Source organism: Ruminococcus sp. HUN007 (assembly GCF_000712055.1).
Taxonomy (GTDB): domain Bacteria; phylum Bacillota; class Clostridia; order Oscillospirales; family Ruminococcaceae; genus HUN007.
The window spans coordinates 1930532-1945670 of sequence record NZ_JOOA01000002.1 but is presented as its reverse complement, the minus strand read 5'-3'; the positions used below and the strand labels follow the sequence as shown (position 1 = coordinate 1945670).

16 protein-coding genes are annotated in these 15139 nt (G+C 37.7%); 13 read left to right on the top strand and 3 right to left on the bottom strand.

Annotated features, from left to right (window positions below):
- Positions 1–65: 65 nt before the first annotated feature.
- Together CC97_RS12595 and CC97_RS12590 are read right to left on the bottom strand one after the other, a co-directional pair.
- Positions 66–1379 (bottom strand): ATP-binding protein, encoded by a 1314-nt coding sequence (locus CC97_RS12595; protein WP_347493659.1) that lies wholly within the window; start codon positions 1377–1379, stop codon positions 66–68.
- Between the two features lie 313 nt (positions 1380–1692).
- The gene (locus CC97_RS12590; protein WP_044975280.1) at positions 1693–2460 is read right to left on the bottom strand and encodes a Fic family protein; all 768 of its coding nucleotides are present in this window, start codon (positions 2458–2460) and stop codon (positions 1693–1695) included.
- 414 nt (positions 2461–2874) lie between these two features.
- On the opposite strand from CC97_RS12590, the gene CC97_RS12585 reads away from it, so the two are divergent.
- From CC97_RS12585 to CC97_RS12545, 9 genes are all read left to right on the top strand, one after another.
- Positions 2875–4566, top strand: a complete 1692-nt coding sequence (locus CC97_RS12585) for a GGDEF domain-containing phosphodiesterase (RefSeq protein ID WP_049962891.1) — start codon at positions 2875–2877, stop codon at positions 4564–4566.
- Between the two features lie 427 nt (positions 4567–4993).
- Positions 4994–6532, top strand: a complete 1539-nt coding sequence (locus CC97_RS12580) for a leucine-rich repeat domain-containing protein (RefSeq protein WP_044975278.1) — start codon at positions 4994–4996, stop codon at positions 6530–6532.
- Positions 6516–7226 carry a DUF6273 domain-containing protein gene (locus CC97_RS12575; protein WP_044975276.1) on the top strand — a complete coding sequence of 237 codons (711 nt, stop codon included), beginning with the start codon at positions 6516–6518 and terminating at the stop codon, positions 7224–7226. Before CC97_RS12580 ends, CC97_RS12575 begins: the two co-directional genes overlap by 17 nt.
- A gap of 83 nt (positions 7227–7309) precedes the next feature.
- Positions 7310–7909, top strand: a complete 600-nt coding sequence (locus CC97_RS12570; protein ID WP_044975275.1) for a hypothetical protein — start codon at positions 7310–7312, stop codon at positions 7907–7909.
- Positions 7910–7933: 24 nt separating this feature from the next.
- Positions 7934–8170, top strand: a complete 237-nt coding sequence (locus CC97_RS12565; RefSeq protein ID WP_044975273.1) for a hypothetical protein — start codon at positions 7934–7936, stop codon at positions 8168–8170.
- 16 nt (positions 8171–8186) lie between these two features.
- Positions 8187–8444 (top strand): hypothetical protein, encoded by a 258-nt coding sequence (locus CC97_RS12560; protein ID WP_049962890.1) that lies wholly within the window; start codon positions 8187–8189, stop codon positions 8442–8444.
- 167 nt (positions 8445–8611) lie between these two features.
- A complete protein-coding gene (locus CC97_RS18980; RefSeq protein WP_049962889.1) occupies positions 8612–8956 on the top strand; it encodes a helix-turn-helix transcriptional regulator in 345 nt (114 codons plus the stop codon).
- Entirely contained in the window at positions 8949–9770 is an 822-nt protein-coding gene (locus CC97_RS12550) for an ImmA/IrrE family metallo-endopeptidase (RefSeq protein ID WP_044975269.1), read from the top strand. The genes CC97_RS18980 and CC97_RS12550 overlap by 8 nt, the downstream gene beginning before the upstream one ends.
- A 3-nt stretch (positions 9771–9773) precedes the next feature.
- Positions 9774–10346 (top strand): hypothetical protein, encoded by a 573-nt coding sequence (locus tag CC97_RS12545; RefSeq protein WP_044975267.1) that lies wholly within the window; start codon positions 9774–9776, stop codon positions 10344–10346.
- Between the two features lie 434 nt (positions 10347–10780).
- Here CC97_RS12545 and CC97_RS12540 read toward each other — a convergent pair whose 3' ends face one another.
- A complete protein-coding gene (locus CC97_RS12540; RefSeq protein ID WP_156036899.1) occupies positions 10781–12643 on the bottom strand; it encodes an IS1634 family transposase in 1863 nt (620 codons plus the stop codon).
- 249 nt (positions 12644–12892) lie between these two features.
- On the opposite strand from CC97_RS12540, the gene rimP reads away from it, so the two are divergent.
- Genes rimP through CC97_RS12520 form a run of 4 tightly spaced genes read left to right on the top strand, consistent with a single transcriptional unit; the run spans position 12893 to position 15136 of the window.
- On the top strand, positions 12893–13372 hold the full coding sequence (gene rimP, locus CC97_RS12535; RefSeq protein ID WP_049962888.1) for a ribosome maturation factor RimP: 480 nt from the start codon (positions 12893–12895) through the stop codon (positions 13370–13372).
- A gap of 26 nt (positions 13373–13398) precedes the next feature.
- The gene (nusA, locus tag CC97_RS12530; protein WP_044975264.1) at positions 13399–14556 is read left to right on the top strand and encodes a transcription termination factor NusA; all 1158 of its coding nucleotides are present in this window, start codon (positions 13399–13401) and stop codon (positions 14554–14556) included.
- A gap of 3 nt (positions 14557–14559) precedes the next feature.
- Complete coding sequence (locus CC97_RS12525) at positions 14560–14832, top strand: YlxR family protein (protein ID WP_044975262.1); 273 nt, start codon at positions 14560–14562, stop codon at positions 14830–14832.
- Positions 14807–15136, top strand: coding sequence for a ribosomal L7Ae/L30e/S12e/Gadd45 family protein (locus CC97_RS12520; RefSeq protein ID WP_049962887.1), 330 nt, complete (start codon positions 14807–14809; stop codon positions 15134–15136). The genes CC97_RS12525 and CC97_RS12520 overlap by 26 nt, the downstream gene beginning before the upstream one ends.
- The last annotated feature ends 3 nt before the right edge of the window (positions 15137–15139 follow it).

Below are 15139 nucleotides of genomic sequence, written 5' to 3'. Positions count from 1 at the left end.
CGGGCCGAAGACTGCTATAGAAAAAACGAGCAGAATCTGCTCGTTTTATTTGTTTAGTAAATGCACTATTTTAAAATATTATTCAAATTACATGCCGCATAAAGAGGGATATTAACCAGCCAATCCTGATCTTTGTATCCAAGCAGCGAAAGACGCACTGATTTATTGGGTTTATACTTGTCATAAAAAGCTTTCAGGCTCTGAGAATGTATATTTCCATTTGCTTTAACCTCAATCGGAACAGCGTTCATACCGATCTGCAAAAGAAAGTCCTGTTCAAATGTTGACTTTTCAGTACCGTAATAATAAGGCGTATAGTCTGTCTCACATATGATCTGCTGATGAACGAACTGTTCTGTCAGTGCTCCTTTAAACTCAACAAACAAGCTGTTTCCGTCCAGAAGAGCGCTTAAATCCAGCTCGCTCATAGCTCCAAGGAGACCTATGTCAAGCATAAATATCTTATATACCGTAAGTTCCTTGTATGCTGCAAGCGGAATATGCGGTTCATTTACTCTGTAGACTTTATAAATCAGACCGGCATCAGTAAGCCACTGAACTGCAATCTCAAAATCAGCGCTTCGGGCTCCTTTTTTTATTTTTCCAAAGAAAAACTTTTTGTTTTCTTTTGCAAGCTGAACAGGAATGGATTCCCATACCATGTTGATTCTCGGTATTTGTCTTTCATCAGCATGTTTCCCAAAATCGCCTCTGTACTGGGTCAGGATAATTTTTTGTATTTCACGTGCTGCATAATAATCATTGTTTTTACGGAACGCTTCTACTGCTTCAGGCATTCCTCCCACAAAATAATAGTTTTTCAGATGAAAAATGTATTTGTCACGAAAACTGTCTGTCAAAGTATAATCCAGCGTTTTAAGTGCATCAGAAAGTTCTTTTTCTCCCACTGCATATAGAAATTCTCTGAAGGAAAGCGGGTGAAGAGATAGTATATCTACCTTTCCGACAGGATAAGATACATCTTTATGCAATGCTACACCAAGAAGAGAACCGGCCGCAATGATATGATATTCAGGAGCATCTTCACAAAAATATTTAAGAGCTTCAAAAGCTTTAGGCGCATTCTGGATCTCATCAAAAATGATCAAAGTATTATCCTTGTCAACAGTGAATCCCGCTTCGATACTGACAGCCGCCATTATTCTTTTGATATCATAATCCGTCTCAAACACCTGTTTCATTCTGCTGTTGTTGTAAAATGAAATATATGCAGTGTGTTTATAATATTTACGTCCGAACTCTTTCATAAGCCAGGTCTTGCCTACCTGACGCGCTCCCATCAGCACAAGCGGCTTTCTGTTACTCTTCTCTTTCCATTTCAGAAGATCGTTAATTGCAAACCTTTCCAAAATTATCACCTCTCATTTTATATCATAACATTTTTTCTGACCTGAATCAATAGTTTTTTCGCATTTTTTCCGACCTGAATCGATGGCGTTTTCACATTTTTTCTGACCTAAATCGATGGCATTTTCGCATTTTTTCTGACCTGATTTGACAACTTGTACCAGTAAAGAAAAGTAGACTCGATTTCTGAAACTCCGTTGTACCGGTTAATAAGCCGGTGTTTCTGCGTATAAATGTAGTCTTCACCCCTTGTGGGCCGAAGACTGCTATAGAAAAACCGGACTGCAGGTGCAGTCCGGTTTATTAACCGCGCCGAAAGGCGCATCATTTTTTTATCAGATCCTTTGCACTGACTTCAGTTCTGTCATATTCAATGCCGAAATAATCAAGTATCGCTTTCATGTCATCCTGCTTTGAAAGGAAAACATCCAGAAGGCGTTCCTTCATGCCGGAAGTCTGCCATTCCTTTAACCCGAAGTAGTAGAAATACTTGATATGATCATCAATATAGAACGGAACGATATCATTTTCAAGGCACTGTTTGAGCATGATAAGTCTGCCGACACGTCCGTTTCCGTCGTAGAAAGGATGTATCTTTTCAAACCGTGCATGAAAATCTGCGATATCATAAAGATCGTGTTCCGGTTTGCTGTTGTAGTCAGAGATAAGTTCTTTAATCAGTCCGGATACATCATCCGGTGAAGCAGTCTGTATCTCTCCGACTTCATTGGCATATTTCTTGTATTCACCGATCACGGCATAGTCGGCATCATCGACCATGATACCGTTTTTCAGCATTCGGTGAAGATTTTTTATGTATTCTTCCGTTACCGGTTCAGAGACTGTATCGATTATATGATCAAAGCATCTGAAATGATTGGTTGTTTCAAATACGTCATTTACAGGAACTGCACCGTCAATGGTATGCGTTTCGTAAATGTATCTTGTCTGTTCATGAGTCAGCCTGCTGCCTTCGATATGGTTTGAATTGAAGGCAAAATCGACCTGCATACGGTTATAGATGCTGCCTTTGATTTTGTTTTTCTTTTCCGAAACAAGGAGCGGCAGCAGAGTTCGTTTATTTTCTGGCATGATAGATCATCCTTATGGTTTTGTGTATTGTCTGATGTGTTTTTATTATAACATGAAAACAATAAGAATGAAATGATTTTTCAGAACTTGTATTCAGGTTTTGTCAGAGAAAATGTAGTCTTCACCCCTGCGGGCCGAAGACTGCTATAGAAAAATGTGTTTGTAAAATAAAGCGAGCACAAAAAAAACGGTCCAGTGGTGTTGTTTTCTTTTGTACTGAAAAAAACAGGCCGTGAATAGTAACATTTGTATATACTCAATTACAGTTTTTTGAGCAATTTCCTTGAAAAATATGTTCAAAAATGCTATAATGAATAAAAGCCGATTTTCCTTTCGGTTTAAGGAAAATATAATTTATTTGAAATTTAATGAAAATAATATCGCCTTCGGGATGGATACGGGAAGGAGTATATTATGGATAAAGACAGGGATTATTGCTTTTTAAAGCTTTACGAGCAGCTTGCTTCATTAACACAGATAGTTAATCAAAAACCTGAAACCAGGCAGATTGAAAAACTTCTGAATGAAATTTCTTCGATGTTTCGTCTTGCAAAAGGCGTGACACATTTCTATAAAAACCCCGGTGATGAACAGCGCGGTGTTGGCGAAACTATGATCAGTTATGATATCGGGGCTGAAAACATCAAGCCTGTGCATACGGTTCGATTTGTTACAAAGCTATTGGCCATAACGACTATGACTGTTTATATGACGGAAGATGAAGAACAGCTGACAGAGGAGGAACTGTTCAAGGTAGATCTTACAATGAGGACAGCTCTTGCTTTTATCAGCCGAAACAGACTTCAGGTCATGGCAGAGGAACTTGCTTTCTTTGATGATATGGGCTTCCGCAATATACGTAGCTTTTTCAGGTTCCTTGCGTGGAACAGTAAGCCGGGCGATTTTAACGGGATGGCTGCCATACAGTATAACCTGCGCCATTTTGCACTTGTAAATGAGGAATACGGCAGATCAGGCGGCGACATGGTTTTGAAAAACCATTATAAATATATTGAAAATCTCATCGGAAAAGGGTGTATGGTTTCAAGGCTAGGCGGCGATACATTTGTCTGTGTCTGCAGACAGACTGATCTTCCTGAACTGCTTGAATATCTCGATGATGCAGTTGTACTGGCAAATCCAAATGGAAAAACTGTTAATATTTCAGCTTCTGCCGGTGTGTTCAAGATTCCTGACGGATATACAGTAGGAAATCCGAACGATATTATGGGCAAGATCATTCAGGCATATCAGATCGCCCAGGCAGGTGAAAACGGCCACATCGTATTCTATTCGGATATGATGCTGACTATGAGAGAAAAGGCAAAAAAGATCTGTAAAATGCTGCCTGATGCTCTTAAGAACAATGAATTCCATGTGTTCTATCAGCCGAAGGTCAACATTAATACGGGAGAAATATGCGGTGCGGAGGCACTTTGCCGATGGTTCCATGACGGACAGATTATGTCGCCGATGGAGTTTATCCCGATCCTTGAGAGAACAAGCGAGATATGCAAGGTCGATTTCCATATGCTTGATCAGGTATGCAGTCATCTGCGTAAATGGCTTGACGCCGGAAAGAAAGCCGGTAGAATATCGGTGAATTTTTCGCGCCGGCATATGGCGAATCCGGACCTTGTTGATCAGATCATTGAAATCATTGACAGGCACAGTGTACCGCACGAGTACATAGAAATAGAACTTACTGAAACTACTACAGATGTGGAATTCAGGGATCTGAAACGTGTGGTTGAAGATCTGCAGGAACACGGGCTTTGTACGACAGTCGATGACTTTGGTATGGGCTATTCATCTCTGAACCTGATTCGTGTTGTTCCGTGGAACGTACTTAAGGTTGACAGAGTTTTCGTTCCGCTGGATGATGAAGCTACAGACAGTGCTCGATGCATAATGTTCAAGCATGTTATAGCTATGGCGAAGGAACTTGGCCTTGAATGTATCATCGAAGGCGTTGAAACAAATGCACAGGTAAAAATTCTCCGCGATTTTGGCTGTGATAAGGTACAAGGTTACCTGTTTGATAAGCCGCTTCCAATCGAAGATTTTGAGCAGAGACTTGATATGCAGAGATATGATATTGATTAAAATTTATTAATATTCAGAGAAACAGGACATAAAGAGCGATTTTTATGTTCTGTTTCTGTTTTTTCATCTTGATGATTTAAAAGACATATGGTATAATAGTGCCTATAAAACGGTCTTATAGTTATTAGGAAAACGGGGATACATTATGAAAATAAACAGAAAGAATGATTTCTTTGAAGCTCATGAGATAGAAAAAACTGATCATTTGATTACGGCATGGGATACACACCGGGACAATCAAGACGATATGACTACAACGGTAAGAATGTTTTTGATTTACCGGAGGAGCTTAAGGAATGGGGTATCTATCTGGCTGAAACAAGAGCTGAGTAGTTGCTGTTTATAATTGTGCCGAAGGCACCACCATTTTAAGCGGAACGCCTTCGGCGTGCTATTATAGTAATTTTAAAAAGTTTGAGGAAATAATATGGGATTTATAATTGAAGATAAAAAATTAGTAAAATATGAATCAGAACCAGGGATAATTTTTGTTGTAATACCGGAAGGCATTACGGAAATCGGAGAAGATGCTTTTAGAGACTGTTCTGAAATCAAGATAGTTGTCATTCCAGATACGGTAACAATTATCGGAGAATCAGCTTTTCGCAATTGTTCGGGACTTATTAAATTAAAACTTCCTGATAGCATTACTGAAATAGGCGGGTGTGCTTTTAGAAAATGCTCAGGTCTGACAGAAGTTGTTCTTCCGCCATTATTAAAAGAATTACGGCATGATCTTTTTGATGAGTGCGCTAATTTAAAAAAGGTAGTTATTCCAGATGGGGTTGAAAAGCTTTGGGGAGGAGTGTTCCATAATTGTTATAACCTTAAAGAAGTTAATATACCTGAAAGTGTTACCGTGATTGGAGGAGCTACTTTTTATCGCTGCAACAACCTTGAAGAAATATTTATACCGGATGATGTAACTGAAATTTATCAAGGTGCATTTACGTGTTGTATAAATCTAAGTAAAATTCATCTCCCAAAAAAGCTTAAATCAATTGAAAATGAAATGTTTTACTGCTGTGAAAAACTTCGTGAGGTAGTAATTCCAGATGGTGTTGATTCTATTGATGAAAAAGCATTTTTCCGCTCAGGTCTTGAAAGAATAGTAATTCCTGACAGTGTAAAGTATATAGGCTGGGATGCTTTTTGCGAGTGTAAAGCTTTACGTTCCATATCTCTTCCGGATAATGATGATTTAAAGATTGTAGCCGGTGCTTTTAATATATGTCCTTCAGTTGAAGAAATTCGATTCCCGAAGAACGGAAAACCTCTTAAAGGCATTTTGGGACTCATATGCGATAATCCCTGGTACGAAAAAATGATAATCAAAGGGAACGGATTCATTATCGTAAATAATATTCTTTACAGATCAGATGCTGAACTGATCAATGCAGAAGTACCTGAAGGTGTAACTTATATAAGTGAATATGCATTTACAGGATCTAAGCAACTTGTTTCTATTAATATTCCTGACAGTGTAGAAACAGTAGATGATGATGCTTTTGATACTTATGATTTTAATAAAAATCTTGAAACCATTACATTCGGAAAATCTGGTATTACGCTTTCTGCAGCTGTATTTATGCACCATCCTAATCAGGTTATTCCTGTAAGAGAAATGCTGTATAATAAAGCTTATGATACTGAATTTGATAATGAATATGTCACTACAAAATACAGGGCGCTTATTGACTATCTTTCAAGAAATGAAGAACATGATGATACACTTTGCGAGTATATTAAGGAAAATATCGATAAAATAATCCATGAATTTATAAATGCCAAAGAAGCTGATTATATTTCAGTTATAGCCGATTTGGACGGATATATTTCGCAGGAAAAAATAGATGATTATGTTAAAGAGGCAAAACGTTATAACAATGTGTTTGAATCACCGTATACTGCGGAAGTATATCAAACACTCTGTGATATTCAGAAAAAAAATGCTTGGTATAACTGAAGATACAGATATTAGTTCTGATGTTCAGCCTGAGGAGAATAAAACGGAACAGCCTGAAAATAGTGTCGTTGATGATGATAAGACAGAACCATCTGATAATGGCCCTGTAAATCCGAAATCTGAAACTGAAGAAACAGTAAAGTATGAAGTGGTCCAGTTCGGAAACTATAACGAAGAACCAATAGAATGGCGAGTTCTTGAAAAGCAGGATGATAAGATGCTTATTATTGCAGAACATGTTATAGCTGATAAAAAATATTATTCTGTACTTGATGAAATTACCTGGGATAAATCTGATCTTAGAAAATGGCTAAATGATGAATTTTTAAATGAGGCTTTCACAAAAGAAGAACAACAGCGTATTATTCTCAGCACCTTGAAAAATGATCCTAATCCGGTATGCGGGACATCGGGAGGAGAAGCTACTCAGGATAAAATATTCTGTATCAGTGAGGAAGATGTGAAAAAATACTTCAAAAATGATAAAGACAGAATCTGTACTCCTACAGAACCTGTTATTAAAAGCGGCTTTCTGGTAAAAGAAAAAAACGCCTGTCACTGGTGGCTTCGTTCTCCTGGCCGAACAAATCTTATGGCTGCATCAGTATTTCCGGATGGAATGGTCTTTGGATTTGGAATGGCTGTTAACTGGGGCAGTATTGGTGTTCGCCCTGCTATGTGGATTTCAATTTAATTATTGTGCCGAAGGCACCACCATTTGAAAAGGTACGCCTTCGGCGTGCTATATTGAAATTTAGAGATATGAGGATTTAGGATATGGAGATTGATTTAAAAGAAAATCTTTACAGAATGAGGGAGAATTACAGTAAAAAGCCGATACGATTCAAAATTCTTCCTATGCCGACATGGTTACGGACAACTGACGGACTTTATCAGATTTATAAGGATAAGAACACTCTTTTTAAATACGGTAAGATTTATTATGCAGTACTCCTTCAGGCGAATGTGGCGTTGTTTGATCCGAAGGCCAGGGGAGATCATCCGGCTAATTTCATCTATACTACAGATGAGATAGGTGAGGAAAATCCGGAGATACTGAAAGATACTGCGCACATTATTTTTTCATATAAAGGTAAACCTTCGAAGGAGATACCGGAAAAGTACAGAAAAGCAGCTGAAATTGTAACGGCTGAATATGACAGAACTTCTCTTGAATTTCCGGTGACCTTAGGTGATAAAGAAATACCGGTAAAGTTCATGTCGGTAATGGTGTTTCGCAAGGACATTCCGGGAAACTGTATCAACGGCAGCGTTTATCCGATAATAGCAGCGCCTGATAAGTGCGATTCGGTAATTATCCTTCCGAAGAAATACTGGACGGGCGAATTTACTGCGTGGAAGACGGGGATGCCTTGAGAATATTGAAAGGGACTGATTTAAATGATTTTTGATTCGCCGTTTAGCGGACTTATTGCAGTGGCTGCCGAAGTACTATTTTTTCTATTTCTTGTTTTAGGATTAGCATTAATAATCGGCGGATTTTTTAGTAAATCAAAACCTCTAAAAGTAGGTGGAGTATGTGTTTTAATACTTGCTGCAGTATTGTTTTTTATATCATGTGGTGCGTGGTCTGGTTTTTCCAAATGGTTTGGAATGATTTTGATATTAAATGTGTGAACAACAGGTGACTAAAATGAAAAACGTTGATAAAGGTTTTGAGCTGATTTATTTTAATCTGAGTCATAGAAGAAAATTTATACGGACAATTTGGATTACGATTGTTGGAGTTTTAATTCTTCTTCCGTTGATGTTTTATTTAAGCCAAAAATATGTACCATCTTTTCCTTTTTCTTATCATGCATTTTTCTTAATGGAAGTAGTTATACTGATTATAGGTCTGATTCAGGCAGTGTACGAATATAGAAAATGGAAGAGTGAAAAAACAGAATAATTATTGTGCCGAAGGCACCACCATTTTCACAGATGTATTATGTAAATAAATAAGAATTTAAACTTTTGTTTTAAAGGAAAGTCAACAAATCATTGACTTTCCTTTTGCTTTATGCTAACATAGTATTATAGAAAGAGCTCTTATGTGGTTATTATCGGAGGGTTATTATGTATACAACAGATTTTAAACAAGTTGGAAATAACATAAAAAAAGAAATTGAACACCGTGGTATGACTCAGCAGATGCTTGCCGATGCTCTTGGAATTTCAAAGCAAGTAATGAACAAGATCATTAAAGGAATAAAAGCAATTAATGTTACTGAGCTAGCGAAAATTTCTGACGTTCTTGGAGTTTCAGCTGATTATCTTTTATCGACAGAAAATGATTCTGTTTCTGTGTCAAATGTAAATTTTATGGGTACAATCAACGACAGTACAGAACAACAGAATATTGATTTCATCCGTTCTGCAATTGATGATATATATTTCCTGGAGGAATTGCTAAATGGTTAAAACAAATATATGCTCTCTTTCGGAAAATGATATATTAGAAATTAAGCAAAAATCGCTTGAAAAGCAGAAAGAACTTCATAAAACAAAAGATATAATTGGAAAACAGATTTTTTTTATTTTAGATACTTGTGCTAAAGTAATCTATTATCCCTTGGGTGCAGATGCTCCGTGGGGATTCACAGATGTAAAAGGTACAAATACCAATGATTCCGATAAAGTTTTTGTTGTATTAAATTCATCTGTATCAGTAGAATGTCAGGTGTTTGCAGCAGCGCATGAACTGTATCATATCTGTTATGACAGAAAAGAGGATATAATTACAGGATCGGATTCTGAAAGTGATCTTACGGAACTGAAAGCAAATAGATTTGCTGCTGAGTTCTTAGTTAGTGAATCGTTACTTAAAAGAGAATTTAAATCTTATGTTAATGATCCGAAGAATGTTATGCTGAAAGACATTCTGAAATTATCTGAATTATTTGAAGTTCCATATAAGACTATGGTGAAGCGATTATATGAAACGGGACTTATTTCATCTGAAATGGAATATAAATATCTTCAGATCACAGAAAAAGAAATCGGAATTGAAAGAAAACGATATTCCATTAGCACTATGATAGCTGATAATCGTATTGCTATTGCTGATCATACTGCTCTTTCTATTGAGGCATATGAAAAAGGATTGATTTCGTACGAAAGGCTGGAGTATTATTTAGCCAAAAGCAAACTAGTTCCGGATGATGTTGGTATAAAAAAAGAAGACGAATATTTGCTCCCTTCAGATGATGAACTTGATGATATCATGGGAGAATAAAGTATGTACGAAAAGATTATAGTTGATGCAGATCTTTGCATTAAGCTTGGTTGCAGTGAAAAGTACAGGTTTTTATTTGAAGTGTTGCCTCTGATATCTGAAAAAATATATATGCATGAACATGCTTTCAGCGAAGTATTAATTCCTGAAAGTGCTCAAAAGCAACTAAAAGAGTTAGTTGACAAGGATTTTGTTTCAATTGTTTCTGAGAAAGATCTCAGCAAACAAGAAAAAATAATTTATCGTATGGCTTATAAAATGTTATCTGAAGTTATGATTGATCCGTCCAGACCTAATAAAAACAAAGGTGAAACATGTTCATTAGCTTATGCCAAAGCAACAGGTATACCTATATTTGCAACTGATGAAAAAACACTTCAGCCAATTATAGATAAGTTATTGAATACAGGAATAGATGATATTCATTGCCTTCGAATCATTGATATTATAGAATTGTGTCGTAACGGAAAGATGCCATTATCTCGTAAATATGCAAAAGCGTTATGGAGAATTGCAAGTGGCAGAAAAGACGCAAATGACTTATTTGATTTTAAAATCTGGCCTGTTATGGAATGACATATATTGATTATATTTATAATTGTGCCGTAGGCACCACCATTTGAAAAGGTACGACTTTGGCGTGCTATATTGAAATTTAGAGATATGAGGATTTAGGATATGGAGATTGATTTAAAAGAAAATCTTTACAGAATGAGGGAGAATTACAGTAAAAAGCCGATACGATTCAAAATTCTGTATCATTCGATCCTGCGGTCGGAACAGTAACCTGTTTTTAGGCGTATATAGCAGTCCGGTTGTGGAATTTACTCATTATGTGGGCATTAAAAGTCTGTAAAATTGGTATACCTATAAGAATAAGCTATTGATTTATCCGAAAATGTGTGGTATAATCCCGACTTTAACACTTCAAGAAAACAATCGAGGCGTAACTAACGCAAATGCGTTGATTACGCCTCTTTTTTCGTTTTTCAAAAATGTTGTATGAGCAATTATTTGGAAATTAATTTTATTTTTCCATTCAAAGTCTTTGGCAGATAGTATTGTTTGTCTAACTCAAGTCCCGTAATTTCGTTCAAAGCAGTACACACCTGAGAGCAAGTATAATTGGACATGTAGCACATATCCTGGATATTTGAAACGTTCATATTCCGGATTGTTTCAATGATATTGTATACTGAAAAATGATATCCTTTTTCTTCAAGCAGTTTTTCAAGAATACGATAAATCAAAAGCGCAGTATAGCATATCATAAAATGAGCAATAATTCTGTTCAGGGTGCTGTGGTAAACAGGTCTTGCGTCAAAATTGGTTTTCATGATTCGAAAACAGTCCTCTATTTTGTAGCGGTTCATGCTGATTTCAAGAATAGATTTTGCGTCATCATCAAGATTGGTTGCTACGGCATAAAAGCCATCGTATTTTTCTTCTTTTTCAATTGCTTCTTTGTCAAGAATGTAGGTGTCGGAACCGTTCTCTTCAGCTTTGGACTTAGAGATTCTTTTGATGAATCTGGTAACATCATGCGGCCCCTTTTTGTAAGTTTCAGGATCGATATTTTCAAGCAGCTTTTTCGCTCTTTCAATTTGCCTGTTGCGTATGTAACGCTGATATTCCATCATTTTTCTTGAAAATGAGATAATGATTTTCTGTTTAAGCGTTGCTTTGGATTTAACTTTTTTTACCTTTCCGTTTTTGCAGATTTTTTCTTCGTAAAGTCCTACATCGAACGCTTTATCCGCGTCAATTATTTTGTAGGCATGGTCGTTGTAAAGATTCAGATTATCAGGATCTTTTCTGTCGAATGTCTTCATATCGTTCAGTGAAATATGCTTATTGCTGGAAAGCAGCTTGTAATCACAATCGTTAAAAACCGCCTCCTGTAACATTGAGGAAAGTTTCTTTACGGACTGTGTAACGATAAACGCACGACCACCCATAGAATTGAAATTACGGATATTCAAAGATCCAAGACCTGCATCGGCACAGTATATGAACTTTTTCCCCTGAAGCATTTTAGTAAGTTTCTTTTCCAGCGGAATAGCAGTAGTCTGCTCATTATCAGAACCTGATGAAATACACATGGATAAAGGGATACCTTCTGCATCCATGAACAGTCCCATTTCGCAGATAGGATTTGGACGATGTTCTTTTGAAGGACCATATTTACGAAGCCCTTTGATGAATTCTCCTGTTACTTCATCAACATAGTCTTCGTCTTCACATTCGGTTTCAAAGTAATAATTTGTACAGTCGTAATAGCACACCGATGTATTCCTTTTGATAATACTGCAGCTTTTTTCATACAGGTAGCTGATATATTCGTCGTAATGGTCTTTCATCAGATCCATGGTACGCATTATATGCATGTAATCAAAATCAGGCTGTTCGTAATAGTTACTCATTTTCTGGAAAGAACCGAGTTTTGAATCCGGATCAATAATTCTTGAAAACGTAATAAATCTGTTTACAAGATTAGGGTTGAATTCAATTTTTCTGTCTTCAGTGATGTTTTTGAAAAATGAACTTATTTCAAGTTTTCCGTAGATATACTGAAGAAAGAAATAGCCTATATTTTTGTCTGTGGATAATGAAGTAACAGCATCGGTAGCTTTGATCTTCTCATTAAAGTCGATTTTCAGATCAAGTGCAAGTGTTTTATTTTTCTTATGCTCCTCGTTATATATTCTGACCTGTTCTTTCGCATATGAAAGAGGATCGTCTGTAATCTTAAGAAGTTCTGAATGCTTACCGATACGAGCTACATTTTTGGTTGTTGTCTTTTTACCGTTTCTGATTCCCATCTGGATAAAATAGGTGGGATCTTTGGATTTTTTATCGTAATTAAGCTTCATATTTATATTATACCATATTTGAAATAAAAATACAACACCATACAACGAAAAAATTCAGAAAATTTGACACAAAAAAAGCCGCAATTATGCGGTTTGAATTGGTTATATTGATTTGGAAGTGTTAAAGTGCCGCCTATAAGAATAAGCTATTGATTTATCCGAAAATGTGTGGTATAATATTGCATAGTATGATAAGATGGAAAGGTCGGAATTACTTCCGACCTTTCGTTTGTATGGAGGTAAATGCGTTTGAAGATCAAAAAATACGGTAATACCGAGCAGAAAATCTTTGGCATAGCTAAACCTATTGCAGATGAACTCGGCTACGACATCTGGGATATTCAGTATGTCAAGGAAGGTGCTGAATGGTATCTCAGAGTGTTCATTGACAAGGAGGACGGCATCGACATCGACGACTGCGAAGCGATGACAAGGCCCCTTAACGATAAACTCGACGAACTTGACCCAATTAAGGAAGGCTACATTTTTGAAGTCGGTTCAGCCGGACTTGAAAGGGAGCTTGTGAGGGAAGAACATTTTGAAGCCTGCATGGGTATGGAAGTAAGGGCGCATCTCTTCATGGCAGTGGACGGCAGCAAGGATATCATCGGTACGCTCACTGCATTTGACAAGGAAACAGTAACACTTAACACCGGCGAAGAAGAAAAGAGCATTAAACTTGCCGATGTTGTATATATCAGACTTTACGAAGAATTTGACTTTGATTAATAATTATCCGGAGGTAGATTAAAAAAATGAATAAGGGTTTTTTTGACGCACTTAAGGTGCTCGGAGATGAGAACAGCGTTGACATTGAGGTTCTTGCGGAAAAGATAAAGACAGCGCTTATGAAGGCTGTAAAGAAAGCTTATCCTGACTGCGAAAACATCAACATCAACATCGATCCTGACACAAAGGTTTTCGAGATAAGCATTATCAAGCAGGTAGTTGACGACGAACCACTCGACGACAACGAGATCTTCATTGACGATGCAAGAAAGATCGATCCTTCTGCTGAGATCGGCGGAAATGTTGCTGTGAAGATCGATACAGCTCAGTTCGGCAGAGCGGCTGCACAGGCTGCAAAGCAGCAGATCAAGACTGATCTCCGTGAAATAAACCGTGAAAATCTTCTCAACCAGTTCCAAAGCAAGGAAAATGAATGTATCAGTGCAAAGGTAACACAGATCGAACCAAGCCGCGGAACAGCTACTCTCGTTTATGACAAGACTGAACTTTACCTCTTCAAGAACGACCAGATCCCTGGCGAAACACTTAAGGAAGGCCAGACAGTCAAGGTTTACATCACAGGCATAGTAAGCAAGGAAAAGAAACCTATCGTTAAGATCTCAAGAACTCACAAGGATCTTGTAAAGAGACTTTTCGAACTTGAAGTACCTGAAATATATGACGGAACAGTTGAAATAAAGTCAATTTCCCGTGAAGCAGGATCAAGAACAAAGATCGCAGTATGTTCAAAGAATCCTGACGTTGATGCTATCGGCGCATGTATCGGCCCTAAGAGATCAAGAATCACAAACATCGTTAATGAACTTAACGGCGAAAAGATCGACATTGTAGTATACAGCGAAAATCCTGAGGAATTCATTGCAAAGTCACTTGCTCCTTCTGAAGTAACAAAGGTTATGATCGATGAAGAAGCAAAGGCATGTACAGTAATCGTTCCTGACAGCCAGCTTTCACTTGCTATCGGCAACAGAGGCCAGAACGCAAAGCTCGCAGCAAAGCTTACAGGATACAAGATCGATATCAAGCCTGTTTCTGAAGCTGCAAAGGCTGCTGAAGAAGCAAAGAATGAAGAACTTGATTTAGCAGAAGACACTGCCGCAGAGGAAGAAACAATTCTCGATCTTCCTGAACTCGACAGCGAACAGGAAACTTCTGAGGAATAAAAAATGGGTGTAAAGAAAATACCTGAAAGAATGTGCTGCGGATGCAGTACAATGAAACCCAAGAAAGAACTTATCAGAATAGTAAGGACTGCTGAAAACGAAGTAAAGCTTGACTTTACAGGCCGCCTTAACGGAAGAGGGGCGTACATCTGTCCCGATAAGGAATGTCTCGCGAAGGCGAGAAAGTCCGGACGCATAGCAAGATCCTTCGGATGTGAGATAAGCGACGAGCTGTACAAGGAGTTTGAAGATGAATTACAGGGAAAAATTCTTTAATCTTTTCACCATGTGTGCAAAGTCCGGCAGTCTCGCAAAGGGTTTCGACGTTTCAAAGGAATCAGTTACCGGAGGAAAGGCAGCCTGCGTTATGGTAACGTCAGACGTTTCCCCGAAAACTCTCAAGGAAACAGCTTTCATGTGTGAAAAAGGCAGTGTGCCGCTTGTGGAACTTCCTTTCACCATGGAGGACATAGGAAACAGTATCGGACGAAAGGCAGGCGTTATGGCAGTCTGCGATGCGGGATTTGCCCGTAAGCTCAGGGAATACGCAGAACAGGCACGTGAGGAAAATAACGTCTGAAAA

What these genes read in the sequence shown, in the direction of transcription:
- CC97_RS12590 (WP_044975280.1), bottom strand. Translation starts at nt 2,460, where the DNA reads ATGCCAGAAAATAAACGAACTCTGCTGCCGCTCCTTGTTTCGGAAAAG.
- CC97_RS12585 (WP_049962891.1), top strand. Translation starts at nt 2,875, where the DNA reads ATGGATAAAGACAGGGATTATTGCTTTTTAAAGCTTTACGAGCAGCTT.
- CC97_RS12580 (WP_044975278.1), top strand. Translation starts at nt 4,994, where the DNA reads ATGGGATTTATAATTGAAGATAAAAAATTAGTAAAATATGAATCAGAA.
- CC97_RS12575 (WP_044975276.1), top strand. Translation starts at nt 6,516, where the DNA reads ATGCTTGGTATAACTGAAGATACAGATATTAGTTCTGATGTTCAGCCT.
- CC97_RS12570 (WP_044975275.1), top strand. Translation starts at nt 7,310, where the DNA reads ATGGAGATTGATTTAAAAGAAAATCTTTACAGAATGAGGGAGAATTAC.
- CC97_RS12565 (WP_044975273.1), top strand. Translation starts at nt 7,934, where the DNA reads ATGATTTTTGATTCGCCGTTTAGCGGACTTATTGCAGTGGCTGCCGAA.
- CC97_RS12560 (WP_049962890.1), top strand. Translation starts at nt 8,187, where the DNA reads ATGAAAAACGTTGATAAAGGTTTTGAGCTGATTTATTTTAATCTGAGT.
- CC97_RS18980 (WP_049962889.1), top strand. Translation starts at nt 8,612, where the DNA reads ATGTATACAACAGATTTTAAACAAGTTGGAAATAACATAAAAAAAGAA.
- CC97_RS12550 (WP_044975269.1), top strand. Translation starts at nt 8,949, where the DNA reads ATGGTTAAAACAAATATATGCTCTCTTTCGGAAAATGATATATTAGAA.
- CC97_RS12545 (WP_044975267.1), top strand. Translation starts at nt 9,774, where the DNA reads ATGTACGAAAAGATTATAGTTGATGCAGATCTTTGCATTAAGCTTGGT.
- CC97_RS12540 (WP_156036899.1), bottom strand. Translation starts at nt 12,643, where the DNA reads ATGAAGCTTAATTACGATAAAAAATCCAAAGATCCCACCTATTTTATC.
- nusA (WP_044975264.1), top strand. Translation starts at nt 13,399, where the DNA reads ATGAATAAGGGTTTTTTTGACGCACTTAAGGTGCTCGGAGATGAGAAC.
- CC97_RS12525 (WP_044975262.1), top strand. Translation starts at nt 14,560, where the DNA reads ATGGGTGTAAAGAAAATACCTGAAAGAATGTGCTGCGGATGCAGTACA.
- CC97_RS12520 (WP_049962887.1), top strand. Translation starts at nt 14,807, where the DNA reads ATGAATTACAGGGAAAAATTCTTTAATCTTTTCACCATGTGTGCAAAG.